Source organism: Prodigiosinella confusarubida (genome assembly GCF_002847015.1).
Lineage (GTDB): Bacteria > Pseudomonadota > Gammaproteobacteria > Enterobacterales > Enterobacteriaceae > Prodigiosinella > Prodigiosinella aquatilis.
In genome coordinates this window covers 4,906,384-4,928,190 of record NZ_CP025085.1, presented here as the reverse complement: position 1 = coordinate 4,928,190, position 21,807 = coordinate 4,906,384, and the positions used below count along the sequence as shown (strand labels likewise).

18 protein-coding genes are annotated in these 21,807 nt (G+C 51.2%); 11 read left to right on the top strand and 7 right to left on the bottom strand.

The genetic code is table 11. The features are described 5' to 3' along the window. Positions 1 to 52: 52 nt before the first annotated feature. Together CWC46_RS22540 and CWC46_RS22535 are read right to left on the bottom strand one after the other, a co-directional pair. Entirely contained in the window at positions 53 to 1,276 is a 1,224-nt protein-coding gene (locus tag CWC46_RS22540) for an aminotransferase class I/II-fold pyridoxal phosphate-dependent enzyme (RefSeq protein ID WP_021014291.1), read from the bottom strand. 14 nt (positions 1,277 to 1,290) lie between these two features. Then, complete coding sequence (locus tag CWC46_RS22535; protein ID WP_021014292.1) at positions 1,291 to 2,451, bottom strand: MFS transporter; 1,161 nt, start codon at positions 2,449 to 2,451, stop codon at positions 1,291 to 1,293. 560 nt (positions 2,452 to 3,011) lie between these two features. Here CWC46_RS22535 and CWC46_RS22530 point away from each other — a divergent pair. After that, the gene (locus CWC46_RS22530; protein WP_037380533.1) at positions 3,012 to 4,727 is read left to right on the top strand and encodes a methyl-accepting chemotaxis protein; all 1,716 of its coding nucleotides are present in this window, start codon (positions 3,012 to 3,014) and stop codon (positions 4,725 to 4,727) included. A gap of 297 nt (positions 4,728 to 5,024) precedes the next feature. Here CWC46_RS22530 and CWC46_RS22525 read toward each other — a convergent pair whose 3' ends face one another. From CWC46_RS22525 to CWC46_RS22505, 5 genes are read right to left on the bottom strand one after another with little or no spacing between them, the layout of a single operon-like run. After that, on the bottom strand, positions 5,025 to 5,744 hold the full coding sequence (locus CWC46_RS22525; protein WP_021014294.1) for an ABC transporter ATP-binding protein: 720 nt from the start codon (positions 5,742 to 5,744) through the stop codon (positions 5,025 to 5,027). Then, on the bottom strand, positions 5,741 to 6,520 hold the full coding sequence (locus CWC46_RS22520) for an ABC transporter ATP-binding protein (protein ID WP_021014295.1): 780 nt from the start codon (positions 6,518 to 6,520) through the stop codon (positions 5,741 to 5,743). The genes CWC46_RS22525 and CWC46_RS22520 overlap by 4 nt, the downstream gene beginning before the upstream one ends. Continuing rightward, complete coding sequence (locus CWC46_RS22515) at positions 6,517 to 7,404, bottom strand: branched-chain amino acid ABC transporter permease (RefSeq protein WP_021014296.1); 888 nt, start codon at positions 7,402 to 7,404, stop codon at positions 6,517 to 6,519. The genes CWC46_RS22520 and CWC46_RS22515 overlap by 4 nt, the downstream gene beginning before the upstream one ends. Continuing rightward, the gene (locus CWC46_RS22510; protein WP_021014297.1) at positions 7,397 to 8,290 is read right to left on the bottom strand and encodes a branched-chain amino acid ABC transporter permease; all 894 of its coding nucleotides are present in this window, start codon (positions 8,288 to 8,290) and stop codon (positions 7,397 to 7,399) included. The genes CWC46_RS22515 and CWC46_RS22510 overlap by 8 nt, the downstream gene beginning before the upstream one ends. Positions 8,291 to 8,340: 50 nt before the next feature. Continuing rightward, positions 8,341 to 9,453: an ABC transporter substrate-binding protein gene (locus CWC46_RS22505; RefSeq protein WP_021014298.1), complete on the bottom strand. Its 1,113-nt coding sequence runs from the start codon at positions 9,451 to 9,453 to the stop codon at positions 8,341 to 8,343. A gap of 687 nt (positions 9,454 to 10,140) precedes the next feature. Here CWC46_RS22505 and CWC46_RS22500 point away from each other — a divergent pair. The 10 genes from CWC46_RS22500 to CWC46_RS22455 all read left to right on the top strand — a co-directional run bounded on the left by CWC46_RS22500 (position 10,141) and on the right by CWC46_RS22455 (position 21,792). Continuing rightward, positions 10,141 to 10,848 carry a GntR family transcriptional regulator gene (locus CWC46_RS22500; protein ID WP_021014299.1) on the top strand — a complete coding sequence of 236 codons (708 nt, stop codon included), beginning with the start codon at positions 10,141 to 10,143 and terminating at the stop codon, positions 10,846 to 10,848. Positions 10,849 to 11,227: 379 nt separating this feature from the next. Then, positions 11,228 to 12,148, top strand: a complete 921-nt coding sequence (locus CWC46_RS22495; RefSeq protein ID WP_201797188.1) for a VOC family protein — start codon at positions 11,228 to 11,230, stop codon at positions 12,146 to 12,148. 2 nt (positions 12,149 to 12,150) lie between these two features. After that, positions 12,151 to 13,338, top strand: a complete 1,188-nt coding sequence (locus tag CWC46_RS22490) for a M20 aminoacylase family protein (protein WP_051391481.1) — start codon at positions 12,151 to 12,153, stop codon at positions 13,336 to 13,338. Then, positions 13,338 to 14,138, top strand: coding sequence for a pyrroline-5-carboxylate reductase family protein (locus CWC46_RS22485; protein WP_021014302.1), 801 nt, complete (start codon positions 13,338 to 13,340; stop codon positions 14,136 to 14,138). Before CWC46_RS22490 ends, CWC46_RS22485 begins: the two co-directional genes overlap by 1 nt. Before the next feature lie 275 nt (positions 14,139 to 14,413). Continuing rightward, positions 14,414 to 15,466, top strand: a complete 1,053-nt coding sequence (asrA, locus tag CWC46_RS22480) for an anaerobic sulfite reductase subunit AsrA (RefSeq protein WP_021014303.1) — start codon at positions 14,414 to 14,416, stop codon at positions 15,464 to 15,466. Then, complete coding sequence (gene asrB, locus CWC46_RS22475; RefSeq protein WP_021014304.1) at positions 15,459 to 16,277, top strand: anaerobic sulfite reductase subunit AsrB; 819 nt, start codon at positions 15,459 to 15,461, stop codon at positions 16,275 to 16,277. The genes asrA and asrB overlap by 8 nt, the downstream gene beginning before the upstream one ends. A gap of 12 nt (positions 16,278 to 16,289) precedes the next feature. Further along, positions 16,290 to 17,303, top strand: coding sequence for a sulfite reductase subunit C (gene asrC, locus CWC46_RS22470; protein WP_021014305.1), 1,014 nt, complete (start codon positions 16,290 to 16,292; stop codon positions 17,301 to 17,303). Positions 17,304 to 17,310: 7 nt separating this feature from the next. Beyond that, a complete protein-coding gene (gene cobA, locus CWC46_RS22465) occupies positions 17,311 to 18,048 on the top strand; it encodes a uroporphyrinogen-III C-methyltransferase (protein WP_021014306.1) in 738 nt (245 codons plus the stop codon). Positions 18,049 to 18,591: 543 nt separating this feature from the next. After that, positions 18,592 to 20,568, top strand: a complete 1,977-nt coding sequence (locus tag CWC46_RS22460) for a sigma-54-dependent Fis family transcriptional regulator (protein ID WP_021014307.1) — start codon at positions 18,592 to 18,594, stop codon at positions 20,566 to 20,568. Positions 20,569 to 20,712: 144 nt separating this feature from the next. Further along, a complete protein-coding gene (locus CWC46_RS22455) occupies positions 20,713 to 21,792 on the top strand; it encodes an ATP-NAD kinase family protein (protein WP_021014308.1) in 1,080 nt (359 codons plus the stop codon). The last annotated feature ends 15 nt before the right edge of the window (positions 21,793 to 21,807 follow it).

The window sequence follows — 21,807 nt, the reverse complement described above, 5'->3', positions numbered from 1 at the left end:
AACCGACCACAGGGCTGATTACACGCCGCATCAGTCCTGTGGGACGAACGAATCAATGAACCGCTAACACGTCTTTAAACGCGGAGGCGAAAGCGTTGATTTGTTCCGGACTATGGTTGGCTGAGATAGCGCAACGCAACATCGCCTTGCCCTGTTCAACGGTTGGGAACATGGCAACTGTCGTTGCAAATCCCTTGTCGTGAAGTGCCGCGCAAACTGAAATGGCGCGATCTTCGTTACCGATAAACAGCCCACGTATTGGCATCAACGCGTTGTGATTAATGACGTGATGTGCGTTGAACGCCTCATCAAAGACGTTGATCATTTTTTGCAATAATTGTTGGCGCCTGGTGACTTCACCATTTAAATGCAGCTCGGCAGCGGCAACACATGCGGCAATACCTGGCAGTGACGGTGGGCCGCCAAAGGCATAGGTCGTACCAAATTGCTTGATAAATAGATGAGTGTCTTCTTTCTGGCAGGCGACAAAACCGCCATGAGAGCCGAACGCTTTCGATAGAGAACCCACAAGAATAAGGCGTTCGGGGAAGTGATTATTGGTACATTCCATCACATATCCTGCCCCGTTTTTGCCGAAAACGCTGGTTCCGTGTGCATCATCCAGATAGACATAGCCATTATGTTTTTCAGCCAGATGCAGCAGAAGGTTTACCGGCGCCACTCCACCCATAGAACCAACACTGTCGGAAATGGATACGGGCGTCAGGCCTTTTGACTCGGCTCCGGCAAACTCGCTTTCCAGCCTGTCAGTATCCTGAAAATCAAAGCGACGGACTTCACCGAACTGCAATAATAATCCCCGATTGATTTGCATGGTGGCATGGGCCGTTTTATCTAAAAGAAATATCGGACCTTTATTATAAGTAAAGTGAGGTAATTCCCCTGAACCCAATAAAGGTAATACAGCCAAATGGCAGGGGGTTACTGCATTAAATGATAATACCGGCACCCCTGCTATAATAGACGAAAGCAATGATTCAAAGCGATTAAAAATATCGACTTTGATTCGGGTTCTGGCAACGGAAAGTTGAGCGCCAAATTTATCAACCGCTTTATGTATTGCTGCGACAAGATCAGGATGTGTTTCCAATCCTAAATAAGAGCAGGAAACAAATTCAACCATACGTCGGCCATCGCTCAGCGTAATTACTTTACCGTGTCGTTCTGAAACTTCCAATTCGTTTACATGTTCATTGAAAACCCGGTTCTGATGGGTTCTAGATTGTTGTATTTTTTTTGCTTGCCAATTGTTCATAATTATTCCTTTTGTTAATTAAGACAATTTACATCATCGGTTTTTCCCCTTGATTTAAAAATAAATAAAAATTGACCTGAAGTAATAATAATAATAAACAGTCCCAGCACAATATCTGTTCGTGGAACATAGTCAGTAACCAGACCAGCAAGGTAGCTGAGCACAGCGGCGATGATCATTTGAGTAAACCCGGTAATTGCAGTGGCTGTGCCAACTATTTTTATATTGACATTGAGCGCCTGGGTATGGCCTTGCGGATAGATAGCACCAGAAGCGATATTAAAAACGATGCCAGCAATGATCAGTAATGACAGGCTTTCCGGGAAAAATAATCCACTGAAAAGGAATAATAAACCACTGATGATTTGTGCGGAGATAACCATTGATACGTTATGTGCGATTGTTGTTTTTGCTAATTGGGTTCCCAGCATATAGCAGGCTACCGCACCAAAGAAAATAAACGAGAAATAAGCGGGTGATGAAAATATACTGATGTGATAGATCACCGGTGATAAAGAAATAAAACACAGCAAACCGGAAAATGTCAGTGTGACAATCAACGTGCCATGAATGAAAGCACGGTTATGGATTAGATCGTTGTAATTACATGTTTGTTCTGTTGCCGCTGCTATTTGATGTCTAAATGGTGCGAATAAGCTCAGCAGTATGGTAACTGCCCCAAATAGCGCCATAAAATAAAACAATGAACGCCATCCCCACGGCTCCACCATTTGACCACCCAATACTGGCGCGAGAAGCGGTATTACTGCACTGGCGGTTGCAATATCAGCAATGACACGCTGAAGTTTTTTGCCGTCATAACACTCTTTCGCCAGTGACCGTGCAACAATCGGGCCCGTACTGGCACCGATAGCCTGTAGAGCCCGTCCGGCCAATAATCCAGCGGCATTATCAGCATAACTGCAAATAATGCTGCCGATGATAAAAACAGTCATTCCACCATTAAGCACATACAGTTTTTTTACGCGATCAGATAAGTAGCCCGCTAATAATTGTCCGATAGCAAAAAATATCAGAAAGAGACTGATTGTGGCCTGTACGGTAGAATAACTGACAGAGAGATCTTCCTTGATAATATTCAATGCCGGAACTAGCATGTCGGTTGCTAATGCAGATATCGCTGTAGCAAAGATCAAAATAAAATATGTGATCATGTTGATAGATATATAACGGCTTTATCATTTTATTAATCTTACGCCTGTTTTGGGGTAATAAGATATACCATGCTTATGGTCATGGTTAAAAAGGACCATGGTTCCGGTTTATTTGACTTTTACGGTATTTTATTTTTTTTATTATCCAAGTGTGGTGCTTTTATCTGTGACAAGCCATTGCTTGAATATGTATTGTCTGCCAGTACTGGTTAATATTATCATCCTTATTATTTTATGGTGAAGAAGTGATTGGAATAAATTTGAATCACTTAATTATGTTAATTCCGCGTAACTCATTATTTTTTCCGTTTTTCTGAACTTTTAAATTTATTAAGTTAGTGGGCAATTACCCACATAGCTACTCTATTATATGGTGCTGTAAGTATTACTCTTAGTGATTGTGATATTGCCAAAATAATGACCTTATTATTCTGGCATTTATCTATATACAGTCATGCTTGTTTTTTATAATCTCTTTTAAATCAATGGATTGTGTTCTCTGGCGGCTCGACCACTTTGATTTTATTCAGGCAGCTATTCTATTTGAAAAGGAAAAGACATTGAATACTTCAGCCATTTCATCGGGTTCGTCAGATATGAGTTTTTGGCATAACTGGCGACTGATGCCTCTGTTTAACGCCATTATTGGTCTCATCCTGCTCTTGTTTGCTGTGTCGATCGGCTTTGCCGTTCACTTTCTGATGCTGAGTAACCATTCTCTTAACGATGTTACTGCTGAAATACAGGTACGGATGGGTGTTTCAAATAGTTCTAATCACTTGCGTGCTGCCCGGCTAATGTTGATTCAGGCGGCTGCGGCTGCACGTGAAAGCGACATGGAAACGGCCAATAGCAGTATTGCCCAGGCCGAAACACGGCTGAAAAAGTCGGCAGAGAGCTTTGCGGCCTACCAGGGACGGGCAGTAAAAACCCCGGCAGATGCCGCGCTGGATGAGGCGTTGCAGCAACGTTATAACGATTATGTTAATACTGGCCTTAAACCCATGCTGGATGCGGTAAAAAATGGTCGCTATGCTGATGTTATTGATATTGAATGGAAAAAGACCCGTAAGCTGGATCTTGCATACAATGAGGTGTTGTTGAAGGTGGTGGCTATCCGTACCCAACGGGCAGAAATCCTGAATAGCAAAGCGCAGAGTGAGTCACGGCTTGGTTATATGGTGATGGGTGGGAGTTTTGTGGCCGCAGTATTGGTTTCACTGTTTACTTTCCTGTGTCTGAGTCGTGTCGTGATCCAGCCGATGAAAGATTTGGTGACCCGTATCGAGCATATTTCTTCTGGCGACCTGACAATGCCGCTGATGCAATGGGGACGAGGTGAGATAGGGCAACTTGGGCATTATCTGCAAAATATGCAGCAATCGCTGGTAAAAACCGTCAGTAATGTGCGCCAGGGGGTTGAGTCAATTTATCAGGGAATTACCGAGATTTCGGCAGGGAATACCGATCTGTCCGCTCGGACAGAACAGCAAGCGTCGGCATTGGAACAGACATCTGCCAGCATGGAGGAGTTGACGTCTACGGTGAAACATAATGCGGATAACGCGAATCATGCCACGCAATTGTCAGGCAATGCGTCCGGCAAAGCCCGCGAAGGCGGTGATATTGTCGCCGGTGTGGTTCAAACCATGGGAAACATTGATCGCAGCTCGAAAAAAATCTCCGAAATCACCAACATTATCAATGGTATCGCTTTCCAGACCAATATTCTGGCGCTCAATGCGGCGGTAGAGGCGGCTCGGGCAGGGGAACAAGGGCGTGGTTTCGCCGTGGTTGCCGGTGAGGTTCGAACACTGGCGCAGCGCAGTGCTGAGGCGGCAAAGGAGATTGAAGGCCTGATCAGCGAATCGGTTTCTCTGGTCAGAACGGGTTCTGAGCAGGTAGGTAAAGCGGGTGACACCATGCAGGAGATTGTGAACGCGGTCACTAGCGTGACAGATATTATGGCGGAGATCTCTGTTGCTTCGCAGGAGCAGAGCAAGGGTATTGATCAAGTCGGGCAGGCGATCCATTCCATCGACAATGTGACGCAGCAAAATGCCGCGCTGGTGGAAGAGGCGACATCAGCCGCAGCATCTCTGACTGAACAGGCAGAAAGATTAAATCAGGCCGTATCTGCTTTCCGCCTTGATAGCGAATTGTCGACCGAGGGGCAGGTTTCCATATCGCCAACCCTAAAGCGGGTATTACTGAAAACACCGTCGTTATCTGTGATCAAAACCCCAGCCAGTCAGGATGGCTGGGAGACATTTTAACCCATCATAAACGATGGGGCGGCATAGCCGCCTGAGTTTGATGACAACGTCTATATAGCGGCGATAATGAGAAGATCGTAAAGACGCTGCAAGTCCCTCCCTGTAAGCTCAAGCCGCGCCATCCCTGGCGCGGATGCTTTACTCTTCTCTCTCATTATCACCGTTCTGACGCTATACGTAGGTTTGTCAACGGTCTGGGGCGGCATAGCCGCCTTATCGTTTAAGTATCATGGTGTTTGTCATTGGTGTAAGCGCTTACTTACTATGATGACCAGCTTTACTGCGTATGTGCTTCCGTTATGCCGCCCGGCCTCCCAAATACAATTCCCGCATGCGGGGGTCGCATAACAATTCATCAGCATTGCCAGTCAGGGCGACTTTGCCCAGCGCCAGGACATAGGCACGGTCAGAGATATGCAATGCTTCCATCGCATTTTGCTCCACCATCAGAATAGCTACATCTTCCTGGCGCCGGATGTCCTGAATCGCTGCAAAGACATCGCTGAGCATTTTCGGTGATAACCCGGCAGAAGGTTCATCCAGCAGCAAAGTGGCGGGTTTCGGCATCAGGGCACGGGTCAGGGCAAGAATCTGACGTTCTCCACCGGAGAGTGCTGATGCGGTGGCTCGCCATTTTTTGCGCAGTAATGGGTAGCGTTCGCACAGCGCTTCCATGCGTTGCTGGCGTTCGGCATCCGATAAAAACTGGCCGCCCGTTTGCAGATTTTCCTTGATAGTCAGATTGTTAAACACATTGTCTGTTTGTGGTACGAACCCCAGTGAGCACTCACGAACTTTGCGGTGAATCGGGATTTGACTAACATCCTGACCATCGAGCATGACCTGACCACAGCGTGGTCGTAAATAACCGGCAATGCATTTCAATAGGGTGGACTTACCGCAACCGTTGGGGCCGAGTAATGTGACGATCTCTGCCCGTTCAACGTGCAGGGAAATGCCCTGTAGAATATCGATACCCGGCGTATAACCAGCGATCACCTCGTTCAGCGTAATCATACCGCCTCCTGTAATATTTGCGTGTTGCGCCCCAGATAGGCTTCCAGTACCTGTGGATTGTCCGCTAGTTCCTCCGGACGGCAACTGGCGACGATATCTCCTCTGTCCAGCACGATGCAGCGCTGGCAAAGTTCGCGGATAAAATGCATATCGTGTTCAATGACCACCAGCGACAGGCCATCACGGTTCAGTCGCAGCAGTGTCTCGACAATATCACGCCGAAGATTGGGGTGAACGCCCGCCATGGGTTCATCCAGCATCAAAACTTTGGGGTTCCCCATCAGGGCGCAGGCGATCCCCAGCAGTTTTTTCTGTCCGCCAGACAAGGCGGCAGCGGGGAGATCACGTACCTGTGTCAGTAACAGCTCGTCGATTAATGCCCCGGCTTTTTCTCTGCCGGCCCGTTCTGCCCGCCGGGTGGCCGGTAACGATAACAGGCTGCCCCAAAAGCCGTGCTGTTGTGTCCCGGCAGCCATCACCACTTCCATCACGGTCATTTTTTCTGGCATTGCCGGTAGTTGGAACGTGCGGGCAACACCCGTTTCGATAATATGGTGTGTCGCCAGTCGGTCGATACGCTGCCCGCTGACAGTAATGGTGCCGCTGTCAATGGGAGTGAAACCGGAAATAGCGTTTAACAGGGTGCTTTTTCCCGAACCGTTGGGGCCTAGCAAGCCGAGAATTTCTCCCTGTTTCAGGGTAAACGTCACCCCTTCCAGTACACGGTTGCCGCCGAAGGCTTTACATACGGCGTCAACCTGCATTAATGGCGTCATGGTATTATCCTCAGTCGTTCCGGCAGTAACCCGCCCGCCCGTCCTAATAAACAGCCCAGCAAAATAACCCCAACCATACCTAGTCGAAGCGCTCCGGTGATATCAGAACTGATGTGAAACATGTCTTTGGCAAAAGGAATAAAGTTGTACAGGCTTTCTACCACCAATACGCCGATCAATACCCCGGCAACATTACCGATACCGCCGATCATCACCATGCTCCAGATCAGAAAGGTTTCGGAGGAGAGCAGGTAATCCGGGCTGACATAACTGGTGTACCAGGCCAGCAATATGCCGGCGAGAGCACCGATTGCTGCACTGCACATCAGTGTTTGGCATTTCAGCCATTGCAGGTGATAACCCATACAGGTGGCGAGCTGTGGTTGTTCTCGCATCAGACGTAGAGCGCGCCCGAATCGGCTTTTACCTATCTGTAGTGACAGCAGGGTAACCAGCAGTAGCACCAGCAGGATAACAATGGCAAAAATGATACTGTCACTTTGCTGCGATCCGCTGGACCAGGGGGCGGCAATGTTGCCAATACCCTGTGCACCCCCAGTGAGTTCATTTTCATTAATGATCACAATGCGAATGATTTCTGCCACTGCCAGCGTGGCGATCCCCCAATAATCGGCGGCCAGCTGACGCCCGAGAACGGCCATGCCAGCGCCTGACAGCATCGCCAGACCAATGCCTATGGCACCGGATAGCACAAAAGGTATGCCCAGTTGTGCGCCTATCCCGGCGGCATAAGCCCCGATGCCCACAAATGCAATGTGACCAAAATTCAGTAACCCGGCATAGCCCGCCTGTATGTTCAAAGACAGTGCGACCAGTGCATAGATACCGGCAATCGTGATGATATGCAGCAGAAAGTCAAACACGGCGAACCTCCCGGTTAAATAAGCCGTACGGGCGCAACAACAGTGCCAGCAACAGTATGATGAATGAGGCGGCATTGATGTAAGTCACTGGAATAAATGCCAAACCACCACCGGTCAGCCAGCCAAAATTGAGGTTGGTCACCAGTGTTTCCGTCACGGCGATCAACAAGGCACCCAGCACCGCGCCCATTGGATTACCCAATCCGCCCAAAATGGCGGAAGCCAGCACGGGCAACAGCAGATCATTACCCTGATTGAGATAAGCGCTGGAGTTCATAGCCAGTAAAGAGCCGCCCAGTCCGGCCAGTGCACCGGCAATGAGATTAACCACATGCACGATAGCATTAGCATTAAGTCCGGAAGCTGCCGCCAAATCGCGGTTGCTGGTTAGTGCGCGGATAGCGCGGCCCAGAGTGGAATGAAACAATAACCAACTAAAGCCTGATAACAGCAGTAGGGTGATGGCGATTGTCCACAGTTGATCACCCGATACGCGGGTGCCATCCAGCGAGAGTGCCGGACTTATCGGTAGGCCGTAGCCCACCGGTGACGAACCGGCAATGCCCAGAACCAGGGCCAGCATGATCATCGACACCGCCAGTGAGCCGATCATGGCATTGGCGGAACCCGCTTTCACCAGGCGCCGGAATACCCAGTGGTGTAATAACATGGCGATGACGCCGCATAAGCCACTGGAGATGATCACCGCCAGTGGAAACGGCACTCCAATCCGCAACAGCGCAGCGGTCAGAAATGAGCCGACCATGGCATATTGCACATGCGCAATATTGGCGAACCGGACCAGGCCGTAAACCAGACTTAATCCCAGCGCAATCAAGGATAGATCGGCGGTACGTATTAATGTATCAAGCATGAACTGGAACATAATGCTTTCCTGTACAGGGCTATCGTGCAGTGAGCAGGCTCACTCGCCGTTTAACGAGGTGCCAGGGCACCGTTTACTGATTTCACTTTTTCGTATGGTTGTGTCTGGCGCATATGATCAGCATCCAGATTCAGTGGTCCGGTCACACCGACAAAGTGCGGCGCCACTGCTAGCATCGCTGTCTGCAATGCGGCGGGGTCGGCACTACCTGCTTTGTTGATCGCGGCAGCAGCGAGCATGATGCTGTCATAGGCATAACTGCCATAGGCGGATTTTGGGTTTTCGTTATAGCGCTTGCGGTACTGTTCGGTATAGCGTTGGCCTTTGTCACTCAGTCCGGCCACTTCCATCCCCATTTTCCCCTGGGTGTATTGTGCCGGTGAATTGGCTGTACACATGGTCAGATACATGCCATACCAAGGGGTTTTATTCAGTCCCAGCTCGTAAGACTCGCGGTTGAGGACTACCGCATCCTGGCCGTAAGTCGTGTAAACATAGACGTCAGGCTTATAGCGAGATAACTGCTCCAACTCACGCCGATATGATGACTGGCCGCTGGTATACAGTGTTTTGGCTACGACCTTGCCCCCTAGTTGCTGGAAGAACTTGGTGAACTGTTCCGCCATACCCTGACCATAAGCGCCGTTCGGCGCGATGAAAGCGACTTTACGGTAACCCATGGCATAGACATCTTTGGCGGAGAAGCGGGCGGACAGATCATCGAGCCCGATAACACTGTAGGAGAACTTGCCTATTTTGCGGATATCTGTGCTAGTGCCAGAGATGTTGATGTGCACTAAATGGTTTTTCACCAGATACTGCCCGATCGGAATAGTGACACTGGAAGAAAAGGCACCGACCACCAGTGGTACATGATCCACTTGTGTTAGTTTGCGCACGGCATCTAACGCTGTAACCGGGTTGCCGGCAGAATCTTCGACTATCACCGCCAGTTTTTGCCCGTCGACGCCACCCTGGGCATTGACCTGATCAACCGCCAGTTCCACCCCACGGCGTTGATCTTCACCAATGCTGGCGCTGGTACCGGTCAACGGCAGAATGGCACCGACAGTGATATCGGCCATCGCGGGTCTGGATAAGCCAAAAAGTGCGCTGCTCATCAGCGCTGAAGCAAAGAAAGCGTTACGAATGTGCACTGTCATACTGCGTCTCCTGTCTGGATGAAATGAGGCAGCGTTTATGGCGGCTGTCATCATGTGGGGCGTTGCCGTGTTGTCATCAATCACCACCCGCGTGGTGTGCTTTGCTGTATTCAAGCCACTTCAGGTTGTTATCTTAAAGTGAATAACAAAGTGAATGATGAAGTGAATACACTTTGACTATTCAAAAGACAGCAATTGTTATGCCATCTCAGAAAAAACAGGTGGAATTCTGGCTAAGCGGCCATTGAGAGAAGTGAAATATCGCTAGAAGATTGTTTGAAATAACAAGGAATAAATATGTCATGACGCAGATTTTCACCTATCATTATTTTTTTATTCGCGACAGAAAAAAGAGAAAAAAAAGGCTGAATATGGTTTTTAGTGAAAGACGATCTGCTTCTGTTTGGTGCGGTGGGATTCATTATGGTGCAATGTGATTAATTACCCGGTGAGTAATAAGAAAAGAAAATAATAGATTTAACCTGTTCTCTTGCAATGATTTTTTATAGTGACAGGATTGGATTTCAATGTGTAGATAGAAGTGTATTCACATTGTGATTGTGTTATGAATTCAGCCATGCTATGAATTGAATTAAAGGGCAATGTAACCATTTCTCTGCCACGGTAATAAGGTGACCTAAGCGTAAAATGTGATTAACCGTTGGTGAACCATAAAGAGGATATAACGTGTCAGTCAGCCAGAAAACCGCGCGGAGCGCGGACAGTGTTGAGAAAGTCTACGAGGTGGTGAAAGCGCTGGCGATTGATTATCACTTCAAGCCCGGTGAACGGGTCAATGAGGTTGAGCTGGCTAGTCGGTTGGGGGTTTCTCGTACGCCAGTTCGTGAGGCGTTGAATCGTTTGGCGCAAGATGGCTTCATGAACTTTGTTCCTAACCGCGGGTTTTATTCCCGGGATATCACGCCCGACGGTGTACGCGAACTTTATGAACTGCGGGCGGTGATTGAACAGGCCGCGTTCCGCTTTGCCTGCCAGCGAGCCAGCGACAGTGACATTGCGCAGACGGTGGCTATCTGGGAACAGAGTTGCCGTGAATTGCCAGACCCTGACACTATCACCGATTGGACAAAAGTCGCCGAGGCTGATGAGGCATTTCATATGTCGATTGCCAGAATCGCCAAGAATTCCCGATTGTATGAAACGCTTGATGGCCTGAATTCTCTGATTCGTTTCTTTCGTCGGATCGATCTGGAAACCCCGAGTCGACGTAACAACGCTTACGACGAACACGTGGAAATTATCGCGGCATTACGTCAGCGAGATGTGGAAACAGGGATACCGTTAATTGAGACACACGTTTCACTCAGTGCGGAGCATGCTGTTGAAGTTACCAAAGAGGGACTGGCGCGGATTTATTTTAGAAAATTAATCTGAGAATGATCTAAAAAATAAAACACCCGGCAGATATATTTATCTGCCGTCAGGAATGTTATCGCCGGTAATAAATGAGGCGGCGTGTATTTATACTCTCAATAATTCGGATGGTAGGCCGGCGACAAGCAAAGAAATCCCGATGAACTCACTCAAGTAAGTGATTCGGAGCTGAGGCGCAGTCAACGTACCTGCAATTGGAAAGATGACGAGTATGTATATCTTATTATTATTTCATCAATGCAAACGATGAAATGTTATTGGTTGCGCCCATCAGGGAGCCTGTTGTTACCGGTGAAAAACATTATTTTCAGTCAGGGGAAATAATGGCCGGCGAAATACATTGATGCGTAAATCCTGAAATTGTTTCAGGGAAAGGAATATGACCATGAATATTAGCCAGAAAGCGACATTGAGTCTTGACCATGTGCTGGTTACCGTGAACCACTATGAGCAGGCATTAGACAACTACCGTAAAATGGGTTTTTCCCCGTCACCGGTCAGTTATCACCCGTGGGGTACGGTCACCTGCTTTATGATGTTTGGTGACAATTTTATTGAGCTGATAGGGGTAAATGATGCCTCTAAATTCGGTACCAATGCGGTAAATGGGTTTTGTTTTGGCCGCCAGATGGGGGCGTTCCTTGATCGGGGGGAAGATGGTGTTTCGCTGATTGCCCTGCATAGTAAGGATGCCTGCGGTGATTATGCTCGTCTGGTAAAACAGCATCCACACCAGCAAGGACTGATGGATTTTCGTCGTAAAATCATTATGGATAACGGCCAGACAGATGAAGTGGTGGTTTCCATCGGATTACTGATTGATCCCGACTATCCGGAAGCGTCCGGTTTTATTTGTCAGCAGCATCGTCCGGATTTGATTTGGGTCGAGGAATGGCGTCATCATCCCAACGGCGCAACTTGCATTGAAGCCGTGACCTATACGGCACAGGATGAAGAGCTGGCCGTACTGGAATCGCGCTGGCGCAAGGATTATGGCGATCGTGTTACCTGGCAGGCGGACATATTGATCGCCGACACCCGCTCCGGGCTGCTGCGTGCTGTGCATCCTGATAAGGCCGCGGATATGTATGACGGGATCGCCCTGCCGCAATCCACCAATACCAAACCCCATGCCATCGCCATTACTATCGGTACACGGGATATTTGCGCGCTGGCCGATATCCTGGAGATCAACCAGTTACCGCATTGCTGTGCGCCGGGACGAATACTGGTCGCGCCAGAAGTCACTGGCAATATCATTCTTGAGTTTATTGACGTCAGCCAACGGGAAGTTCAGTGATGATAGGCATTCCCCAGCACATTCTTGCGCAGGCCATTGACTGGCGGCGGGCTTTTCACGCCTGGCCGGAAATTGGCCTGCATGAACATGACACCGCAGAGCGAGTAGCAACATTACTGGAATCTTTTGGCCTGGAAGTACAACGCGGGATAGCGAAAACCGGTGTGGTGGGAACGCTGCGTAATGGTGATGGCCCCAGCATCGGCTTACGTGCGGATATGGATGCACTTCCCATTCAGGAAAAAAATACGTTTGATCATCAATCCGCTACCGCTAACTGTATGCATGCCTGTGGTCACGATGGGCATATGGCGATACTGCTGGCGACGGCTCGTTATCTGAGTGAAACCCGGCGTTTTTCCGGTACGGTGCATTTTGTGTTTCAGCCTGCGGAAGAGAACGCGGGTGGTGGTCAGATGATGGTGGAAGAGGGCCTGTTTCTGCGCTTCCCAATGCAGGCAATTTATGCGCTGCATAACTGGCCTGGGTTGGCCGCCGGGAACGTTACGGTAAATCCTGGTCCGATGATGGCGTCGCACGATAGTTTTTGTATCACGCTGACCGGGAAAAGCTGCCATGCGGCGATGCCGGATCGGGGGATCGATCCGATTATCGCGGCAGCGGAGTTGATACTGGCGTTGCAAACTATCACTTCACGACGAATCTCACCACAGGAAACCGCAGTGGTCAGTGTCACACAGATCCATTCCGGCGATGCGATGAACATCATTCCGGATACGGCGGTTCTTTCCGGTACGGTGCGTTGCCTGCAAGCCGACACACGGGAAAAAGTATTGGCGCTCTTCGCTGATTTGGTCACCACTTTACCGGCATCGTTCGGGGTGAGCGGCGAGTTGCACTGGCAGTATGGCTATCCGGTCACCGAGAATCATCCCGAGGCGGCACTCACGCTGCGGGATGCTGCAATCGCCGCACTGGGGGAATCGCGGGTGAACTGGGGTAATCCGCCGTCAATGGCGGCTGAGGATTTCTCTTATATGTTGCAGGCCTGTCCCGGTGCCTACTTTTGGCTGGGAGCGGATGGCGTATCGCCATCCGCATCACTGCACAATGCGTTTTACGATTTTAATGACGGAATTATCGCTGATGGGATCCGGGTCTGGGTTTCGTTGGTGGAGAGATCACTGAAGACCGTTCATTCACTTAACACTGATTGCGGGAGTATATGATGAGTCAGATTCATTTTATCGGTGCCGGGCAGATGGCAGAGGCTATTATTCGTGCCGCTATCAATAGCGGTAACCTTTCTCCTGAAAAGGTCACCCTTGAAGATATTGATGCCGAACGTATTACCACATTGCAAACCCGCTATCAGCTCTCCTCCCAACCAGATGGTGAACAGGCGCTGGCCAATGCTGACTATATTGTGATGGGCGTGCGTCCGCAGGATGATATCCCGGCCGTGACGAAGCGAATTTGTCAGTATGCCGCGTCGCATGCCACGGTTATTTCGATTATTGCGGGTGTCACGTTAGCAAGGTTGACCGAGCTGTTGGGTGAAAAACGCGCTATTGCCCGTGTTATCCCGAATACGCTGACCGATACTGGTTATGGTTACAGCGGGGCGGTACTGAATGACCATGTGCAGGTGGAACCGCTCAGCGCGTTTCTGGAAAGTTTTGGCAAGGTGATGTTCCTGGAGGAACGCCTGCTGGATGTCTTTACTGGTTATGGCGTCGCCGGACCCAACTATGTGTATTATTTTATTGAATCGCTGGTGGATGCCGGTGTGCTGGCTGGCTTACCTCGCGTGCAGGCCACCGAGGTCGCCTATGAAAATCTGGTGGGAGCGGTTGAAATGCTGAAAATCAGTAATCGCCATCCGCGTCAGCTACTGGATATCAATAATTCTCCTGCGGGCGTCGGTATGCATGGCCTGTACGAACTTAATAACAGTGACTTTGCCGCTGGTTTACAACGCAGCGTATTGGCAGCGGTAAAACGTACCACGGAGCTGGCGAGTAAATAATGACTGGCAGCGCAGCCTTTGCTGCGCTGTTTCAGTCTGGCGCAATATTGAATATTTGCACCATTACCGAATAGTCAGGGCTTTAATTTATCCAGAATAGTGATTAGATACCGCTGGCGTGTATATTCAGCACCTATTGTTAATATCTCTAAGTGATTGTTAATCTATCGATTATGCTGAGTTTGTTTATCGCTTTTTTCCATTAGTCTGCCATGTGATTCAGGAATAGTTTAAATACAGATTATTTATTTCTGCATCCACACATGAGGCAGGTTATGGCGATACAACTTACTGCTGATGAATTTAGTCAATTATTAAAACGGCTGAATGAATCCTGGCGTGTCTATGCGCCGAAAGCCGAATATCGAGGCGGTCGGTTTTCCGATACCGACAATATTATTTACCAACCCGTCAGCCACTTTGATGAGATAGTCTGGCGGGAAAAATCACATATGTCGCCGAATACGGTGATCACGCCAATAACGGAAACGTTATTCTATTTCGACCAACAAACTATTCAGATTGCTGAAACGGACACGCGACCATTACTGATATTCGCCCGTTCATGCGACATCCATGCGATGTCGCGGTTGGATGCCATGTACCTGCACAACGGACCGGCAGCGGATAACCGTTATCAGGCGATTCGTGATCGGATCCAGTTTGTGCTCATGGAGTGCGAGCAGTCGTTTGAGAACTGTTTTTGTGTATCTATGGGGACCAACCGCACCGATGACTACGCGGCCGCCGTACATTTTGATGCGACCGGCGCACGGCTGACACTTAATGATGAGAGATTGTCTGGCTATCTTGATGGCTTAGGGCAGCGTTGTGAACACCAGGTTCAGTTTGTTGAACAAAACCTGCAACAAGTGCGGTTACCCGACAGTGTTTGCGATGATCCGCAACAGATCCGCGATATTCTGGTAGATCACCCGCTTTGGGCGGACTATCAGTCACGCTGTATTGGCTGTGGCCGCTGTACGACGGGATGCCCGACCTGCACGTGCTACAGTGTGTTTGATGTCGCCTATCAGGAGCAGCCACAACGCGGCGAGCGCCGTCGGCAGTGGGCCAGCTGCATGGTGCCGGGTTTTAGCGATATGGCCGGTGGTCATGGGTTCAGAGCTAATACCGGGACGCGATTGCGCTACCGGGCGCTGCATAAAGTCAACGACTTCAAGGACCGCTTTGGGATTGAGCATATGTGTGTTGGCTGCGGTCGTTGTGATGATCGCTGCCCTCAATATATTAAGTTTTCAGCCGTGCTCAACCGAATGACGGACGCGGTGCGTCAGGCACTGGTCGGGGAGGCAAATCATGAGTGAACAATGTCAGTGCGAACGCGTTCAGGACAGCCTGATGCCTCAGCCATGCACTATTCTCGCCATTGAAAAGCACACGGAACTGGAGTGGAATTTTCGGATCAGTACGGATTTGCCGGCTCGGTTTGGCCAGTTTGTTGAAGTTTCTCTGCCACGGGTTGGCGAAGCCCCTATTTCAGTTTCAGATTGTGGTCCGGGTTGGATGGATCTGCTGATCCGCAACGTTGGTAAGGTAACGTCGGCCTTGTTCCAACTGGATGTGGGCGATGCGGTATGGATCCGCGGGTGTTATGGCAATGGCTATCCGATGGAGCGGTTTTATGGCCGTCCGCTGCTGGTGGTCGCTGGCGGAACCGGGGTCGCTCCGGTCAAGGGGTTATTGCGCCATTTCAATGAACATCCGGGGTTGGTCAGCCAACTGGATATGATCCTCGGATATAAGAACCGCCAAAGCGTGCTGTATCGTGAGGAGATGGCGAATTGGTCCAACGTTGACCATCTGATTCTGACGCTTGATGAAGGGGAAGCGGATGAGCGCTTCCAGATTGGTCGGGTGACGGATGTTTTGGCGACGTTGCCGCTATCGGATATCGAGCAGATGCAGGCGATCGTGGTCGGGCCCCCAATTATGATTCAGTTTACCGTCCGGATGTTGTTGGAACGCGGTATCGCGTCGGCGCAGATCTGGGTTGATTATGAGCGGCGAATGGCCTGTGCCACGGGAAAATGTGGCCACTGCCGGATCGGTAAGGTGTATGTGTGTGTCGATGGGCCGGTGTTTAACTATGCCGATGCACGGCACTTAATCGACTAGGGGGGAGCCGTCATGAGTGTTGATGTAGATATTATTAAGGCCCGGGCACAAAACGAATTTCGACTGTCCAAAGTCCGCGGTGAGGCGATGATCAGCGTCCGGATTCCCGGGGGGATATTGCCGGCACATTTGTTGTCTGTTGCCCAGTATATCGCCGAAACCTATGGCAACGGGCAGATCCATCTGACCACACGGCAAAAACTGGCGATGCCGGGGATCCGTTATGAGGATATGGATAAAGTGAATGCGGCACTGGAACCCTTCATTCGCGAAATCGAGATGGAACTGTGTGAGGTTCCGGTGGACGATACCAAGGCCGGTTATCAGGCCATTGGCGGGCGTAATATTGTGGCCTGTCAGGGTAATCGAATCTGCCAGAAAGGTAATACCGATACCACTGGGCTGGCCCGTCGGCTGGAGAAGCTGATCTATCCGAGCCCTTATCACCTAAAAATTGTATTGGCCGGTTGCCCCAATGACTGCGCCAAAGCCACCATGTGCGATGTTGGGATACTTGGGGTAGCGCGGATGCGCTTTAACGCCGAACGTTGCATTGGTTGCGGGGCCTGTGTGGCCAGTTGCGGTCACCATGCGGTGGGATGCCTGTCACTCAAAAATGGTAAGGCGGTGAAACAGGAATCTCAGTGTATCGGTTGCGGTGAATGTGTACTGGCGTGCCCGACGCTGGCTTGGCAGCGCGAACCGGAACAGCTTTATCAGGTACGCCTTGGCGGACGGACCAGTAAGAAAACCCCGCGGGTTGGTAAAATATTCCTCAATTGGGTCACCGAAGAGGTGATCACCCAGATGATTCCAAACATCTTTGAGTTTGAAAAAGAGATGCTTGATGGTAAGCCAGTATACCTGCATATGGGCCACTTGATTGATCGTGGCGGCTATAAGCGCTTTAAGGAACGAGTACTACAGGGCGTTAAGCTTAATCCGGGCGCCATGGTGGCAGAACAGATGTATTGGGCCGAGGATGAAACAGTCGGCAATATTCACATCAAATCGTATGCAGGTTAAATGGCCGATGAGTGGATTAAATCAAACACCACTTCAGCCGGGTGAGGTCGCCTTGGTTGGCGCCGGACCAGGCGACCCGGAACTATTGACGCTAAAGGCATTGCGGTATTTACACAGCGCCGATGTGGTGGTGTATGACCGACTGGTTTCGGCGGAGATTTTAGCGATGATTCCTGAATCGGCTGAGAGGATCTTTGCCGGTAAACACGCTGGCCATCACTGTATTGCCCAGAGTGAGATTATTGCGTTGCTTGTTGAACAGGCAGTTCTTAAACGGCGTGTCGTCCGGCTCAAAGGTGGTGATCCCTTTATTTTCGGGCGCGGCGGTGAGGAAATGGAAAGTCTGGCAGCGCAGGGTATTCGGGTCCATGTGGTGGCAGGAATTACTGCCGCCGCGGGTTGCGCGGCGGCGGCCGGGATCCCGCTGACTCATCGGGATTGTGCTCATCGGCTGACGCTGGTTACCGGTCATCCGCGGGGTGAAGAACTGCCAGACTGGCAGGGGCTGGGCCACCCCGAGCAGACGGTGGTGTTCTATATGGGGCTGCATCAGGCTGCGGCGATTCAGGCGCAGTTGCACGTTCAGGGAGTGCCGGGTGATATGCCAGTAGCGTTGATTGAACAGGGGACGCTGCCATCGCAGCGGGTGGTTCGGGGGACACTGCAAGCGCTGGCTCGATTGGCACAAGATCTCAGTAGCCCGTGCCTGATCATCGTGGGGCACGTCGCCGCATTGAACACGTAATCATCATGCTACCGGTATCGCCCATATCGGCGTAAATGCAGCAGGGTAGGCTTGATTTACCGGTTTACCCTCTGTTGCTGTGTGCCGGGACAGACAAGCTGTGTACGTTTGGTGGCAAGATTGTACTTGCTCATAATATTTCCTTTCTTCGATTTAATTACCTGGAGATGAATAGCTGATCTCGGCTATAACCCACAGATATGCAAGAGAACCAGGAGTAAATGAGGTAACGGATATTGAAAGATTATCTGAAGCACGCCTGATTTATTGCATTGAGGCGATGTTTAAATCCATGCGAGGCATGAATTTAAAAGCCTTAAAGTCATTACCTGTAACTATCAGAAAAATGCCTGGCTTAACGGTCATGCCCTGCACAATAACCGCCTTTTGCATTCGATCACAGAAAAAACGGCGGCTATCTGTAATACTCATATTGTTAATTTATTGTTAATAAAAAGTGAATAAATAGCGGTGGCCAATTACTGCTCATCTTGATATCCGTTTTGGCGCTGTGGGCAAAACGCAATTCAGGAGTACACGACCGTGAATCAACACCAGCGTGATCATATTGACGCGGTAGTCGAAACCATTAACGGAAACACCGTCTCAACAACCTTGCAGTGCTGCGATAGGCTCATCCGCGATTCCTGGCTGCGCTGCGTTAACGATCATGGGCTCGATCCCAGCCGCATGCAGGATGCTCGCATTCTCACCTGGCACGAATTGCAGGAACACCAGAGAAATCTGGAAGAGTTTCGCCGTATCGCCCATCAGGGCATGGAGCGCCTTTTTCAGCAGATTGCACCGGCCGGCTATGTGGTTCTGCTGAATAATGCCAAAGGTATCACCGTTGATTATCTGGGCGACGCCAATACTGAAATCAGCCTGCGGCGCGCGGGGCTATTTCTGGGCGCTGAATGGTCAGAGGCCAGCGCTGGCACCTGTGCCGTTGGCACTGCGTTGGCCTCTGGCGAAGCGTTGACGGTGCACCAGGGCGATCACTTCGACGCTACCCACATCCCACTGACCTGTACCGCAGTGCCTCTGTTTGATCCGCAAGGGCAACTGCATGCCGTACTGGATATCTCGGCGCTTAACTCGCCGCAGCCCAAAACCAGCCAGCAGTTGGCGCTGCAAATCGCCCGCATTTACGCCGGCCAGATTGAAAACGCCTATTTTGAGCACCTGCACCGCGGCGACTGGATGCTCAAGCTCAGCACGTCATACTCGTTGGTTAACGTCAACCCGGACTATCTGCTCGCCTTTGACGCCAGCGGCAAAATCGTGGGGCATAACCATGACGCCTGGCGACTGTTGCAAAATGAGCTTGGTTTGCCTGTGTCGGCACAGCATGCGGCCAGCCCGCTATTGGGGTTGCACTTTGAACAGGTTTTCAACGCCAGCTTCGATAAGCTGCCGGACTATATGCATACCGAGGGCCTGCGGCAACGCACCATCAATCTGGTTAACAGTGACAACACGCTGTTTCTTACCGCCCAACCGCCGATCAACCGTCGCGGCTGGCGCGTGGCCGGCGCATCAGCCAGCTTGCCCGCGCCGTTAAGAGCCATCAGCGGCGGTGATCCGACGTTACAGTTGCAGTTACAGCGTGCGATGAAGCTGGTGGATACCCCGGTTAATCTGTTTATCCATGGCGAAACCGGCTGCGGTAAGGAGTTTTTTGCCCGGGCATTGCACCAGTCGGGCAACCGTCGCCAGCGGCCGTTTATCGCCGTCAATTGTGCGGCAATCCCTCCCACCCTGATTGAAAGCGAACTGTTCGGTGCCATGCCGGGTAGCTTTTCCGGCGCGGGTAATAAACCGCGCCGTGGGCTGATTCAGGACGCTGATGGCGGTACTCTGTTCCTGGATGAAATTGGTGATATGCCGCTGGAAATGCAGACGCGCCTGCTGCGCGTGTTGTCCGAGCGTGAAGTGCTGCCGGTGGGCGCCACTCGCCCGATACCGGTTGATATCCGGGTGATATCCGCTTCGCATCGTGCGCTGGAACGGCTGATCGCTGAAGGATCATTCCGTGAGGATCTCTACTACCGGCTGCTCGGTGCCCGCATAATTTTGCCGCCATTGCGTGAGCGCAGCGATCTGGACTGGCTGATTGACAACATGCTGGCAGGAAAGCGTTGTGTGCTCACCGCCAAAGCCAGGGTGCATCTGCACCGCCACCGTTGGCCGGGAAACTTGCGCGAACTGCGCAATGCATTGGAATACGCCTGTGCTATCTGCGAAAACGCTTGTATCCACCCCGAAGATCTGCCCGAGGAGCTACACCTGTCCACCCGGCCACTGCCACCTACCGAAACGGGCAAAATAGCCCTTCAGAATAACATATCACCACCTGCCACCTGCCCCGAGGGACTTGCGTTGATACAGTACCTGCGTGCGGCACAGTGGAACCACAGCGCGGTCGCCCGCCAGTTGGGGATCAGCCGGATGACGCTCTACCGCCGCATGCAGCGCTTTGGTATCCGCTCCCCAAACCAAACGGACACGCGCAACTGACCTGTATCAACTGGCCGGTGACACCTGTATTGTTCCGGCCGATGCTTGTCGGGGAATAACCTCTAATATACTGATTTAAAACAATAATAACACTTGGCCCGAAATTTGCCATAGAGATTGCAGTTGATGACAAGAGGTCCCCCTATGTCTGATCCTGTAAATGGCTCCGCCAGTACACATTCCGTATCCACTGCTTGGGTCGGCATTATCGCCAATCCGGTTTCGGCCCGTGATATCCGCCGCGTGGTAGGCCATGCTGGCAGTCTGACGCTGGCTGAACGCGCCAACCTAATCTTCCGGCTACTGGCCGCACTGGGTGCTGCCGGCATCGGTGATGTACGTATGATGCCGGATCGGGAAGGCCTACAGGCGATCCTCACCCGCATGTTGGCGCAGCGCCACGACATTTCTCTTCCCCAGCTAAGCTGGTTGCCGCTTGCCGTTAGCGCCACGGTCAATGATAGCCTACAGGCAGCCCACATGATGTACGCCGGAGGAGCCCGTGCCATCGTGGTTCTCGGCGGTGACGGTACACATCGGGCGGTAGCGAAAGAGTGCGGCAACGTACCGATTGCCGGTATCTCGACTGGCACCAATAACGCCTGGCCGGAACTGCGCGAACCCACTATCGTCGGGCTGGCGGTGGGGCTGTATGCCAGCGGAAAAGTTCCCAATGCACAGGTGTTGCAATGGAACAAACGGCTGGATATCACCATCAATGCTGGTCGCCCCGATGCCCGCCACGATATCGCCATTGTCGACGTCGCAATTCTGGCCGAACAGTTCGTTGGCGCCCGTTCGGTGTGGCGCCCCGAACAGTTGTCACAGCTCTATCTGTGTTTTGCCGAGCCCCATACCGTGGGCCTGTCTTCCATCGGCGGCTTATTGATGCCGCTTGGCCGCCATGCATCCGGCGGGCTTAGCGTCACTTTCGGCACCGGCGCTGGAGCTCTGCTGGCCCCGCTGGCGCCTGGCCTGGTGCGTAGCGTACCCATCGTTCACTGGCAGCGCATCGAACACGGCGTTGCAGGCACCCCGCATTTGCGACAGGGTGTCATTGCCCTGGACGGCGAACGTGAAATGATGTTCGGCCCACAGGACATTGTACAGATCACGCTGCGCGAACACGCTTTCTGCGCCCTCAACATCGAAGCCTGCCTGCATTACGCCGCAGAACACAAATTATTACGAGCCGCCGCCAGCTGTAGCGGCGGCCTACTTTAATCACCACTCACTGTC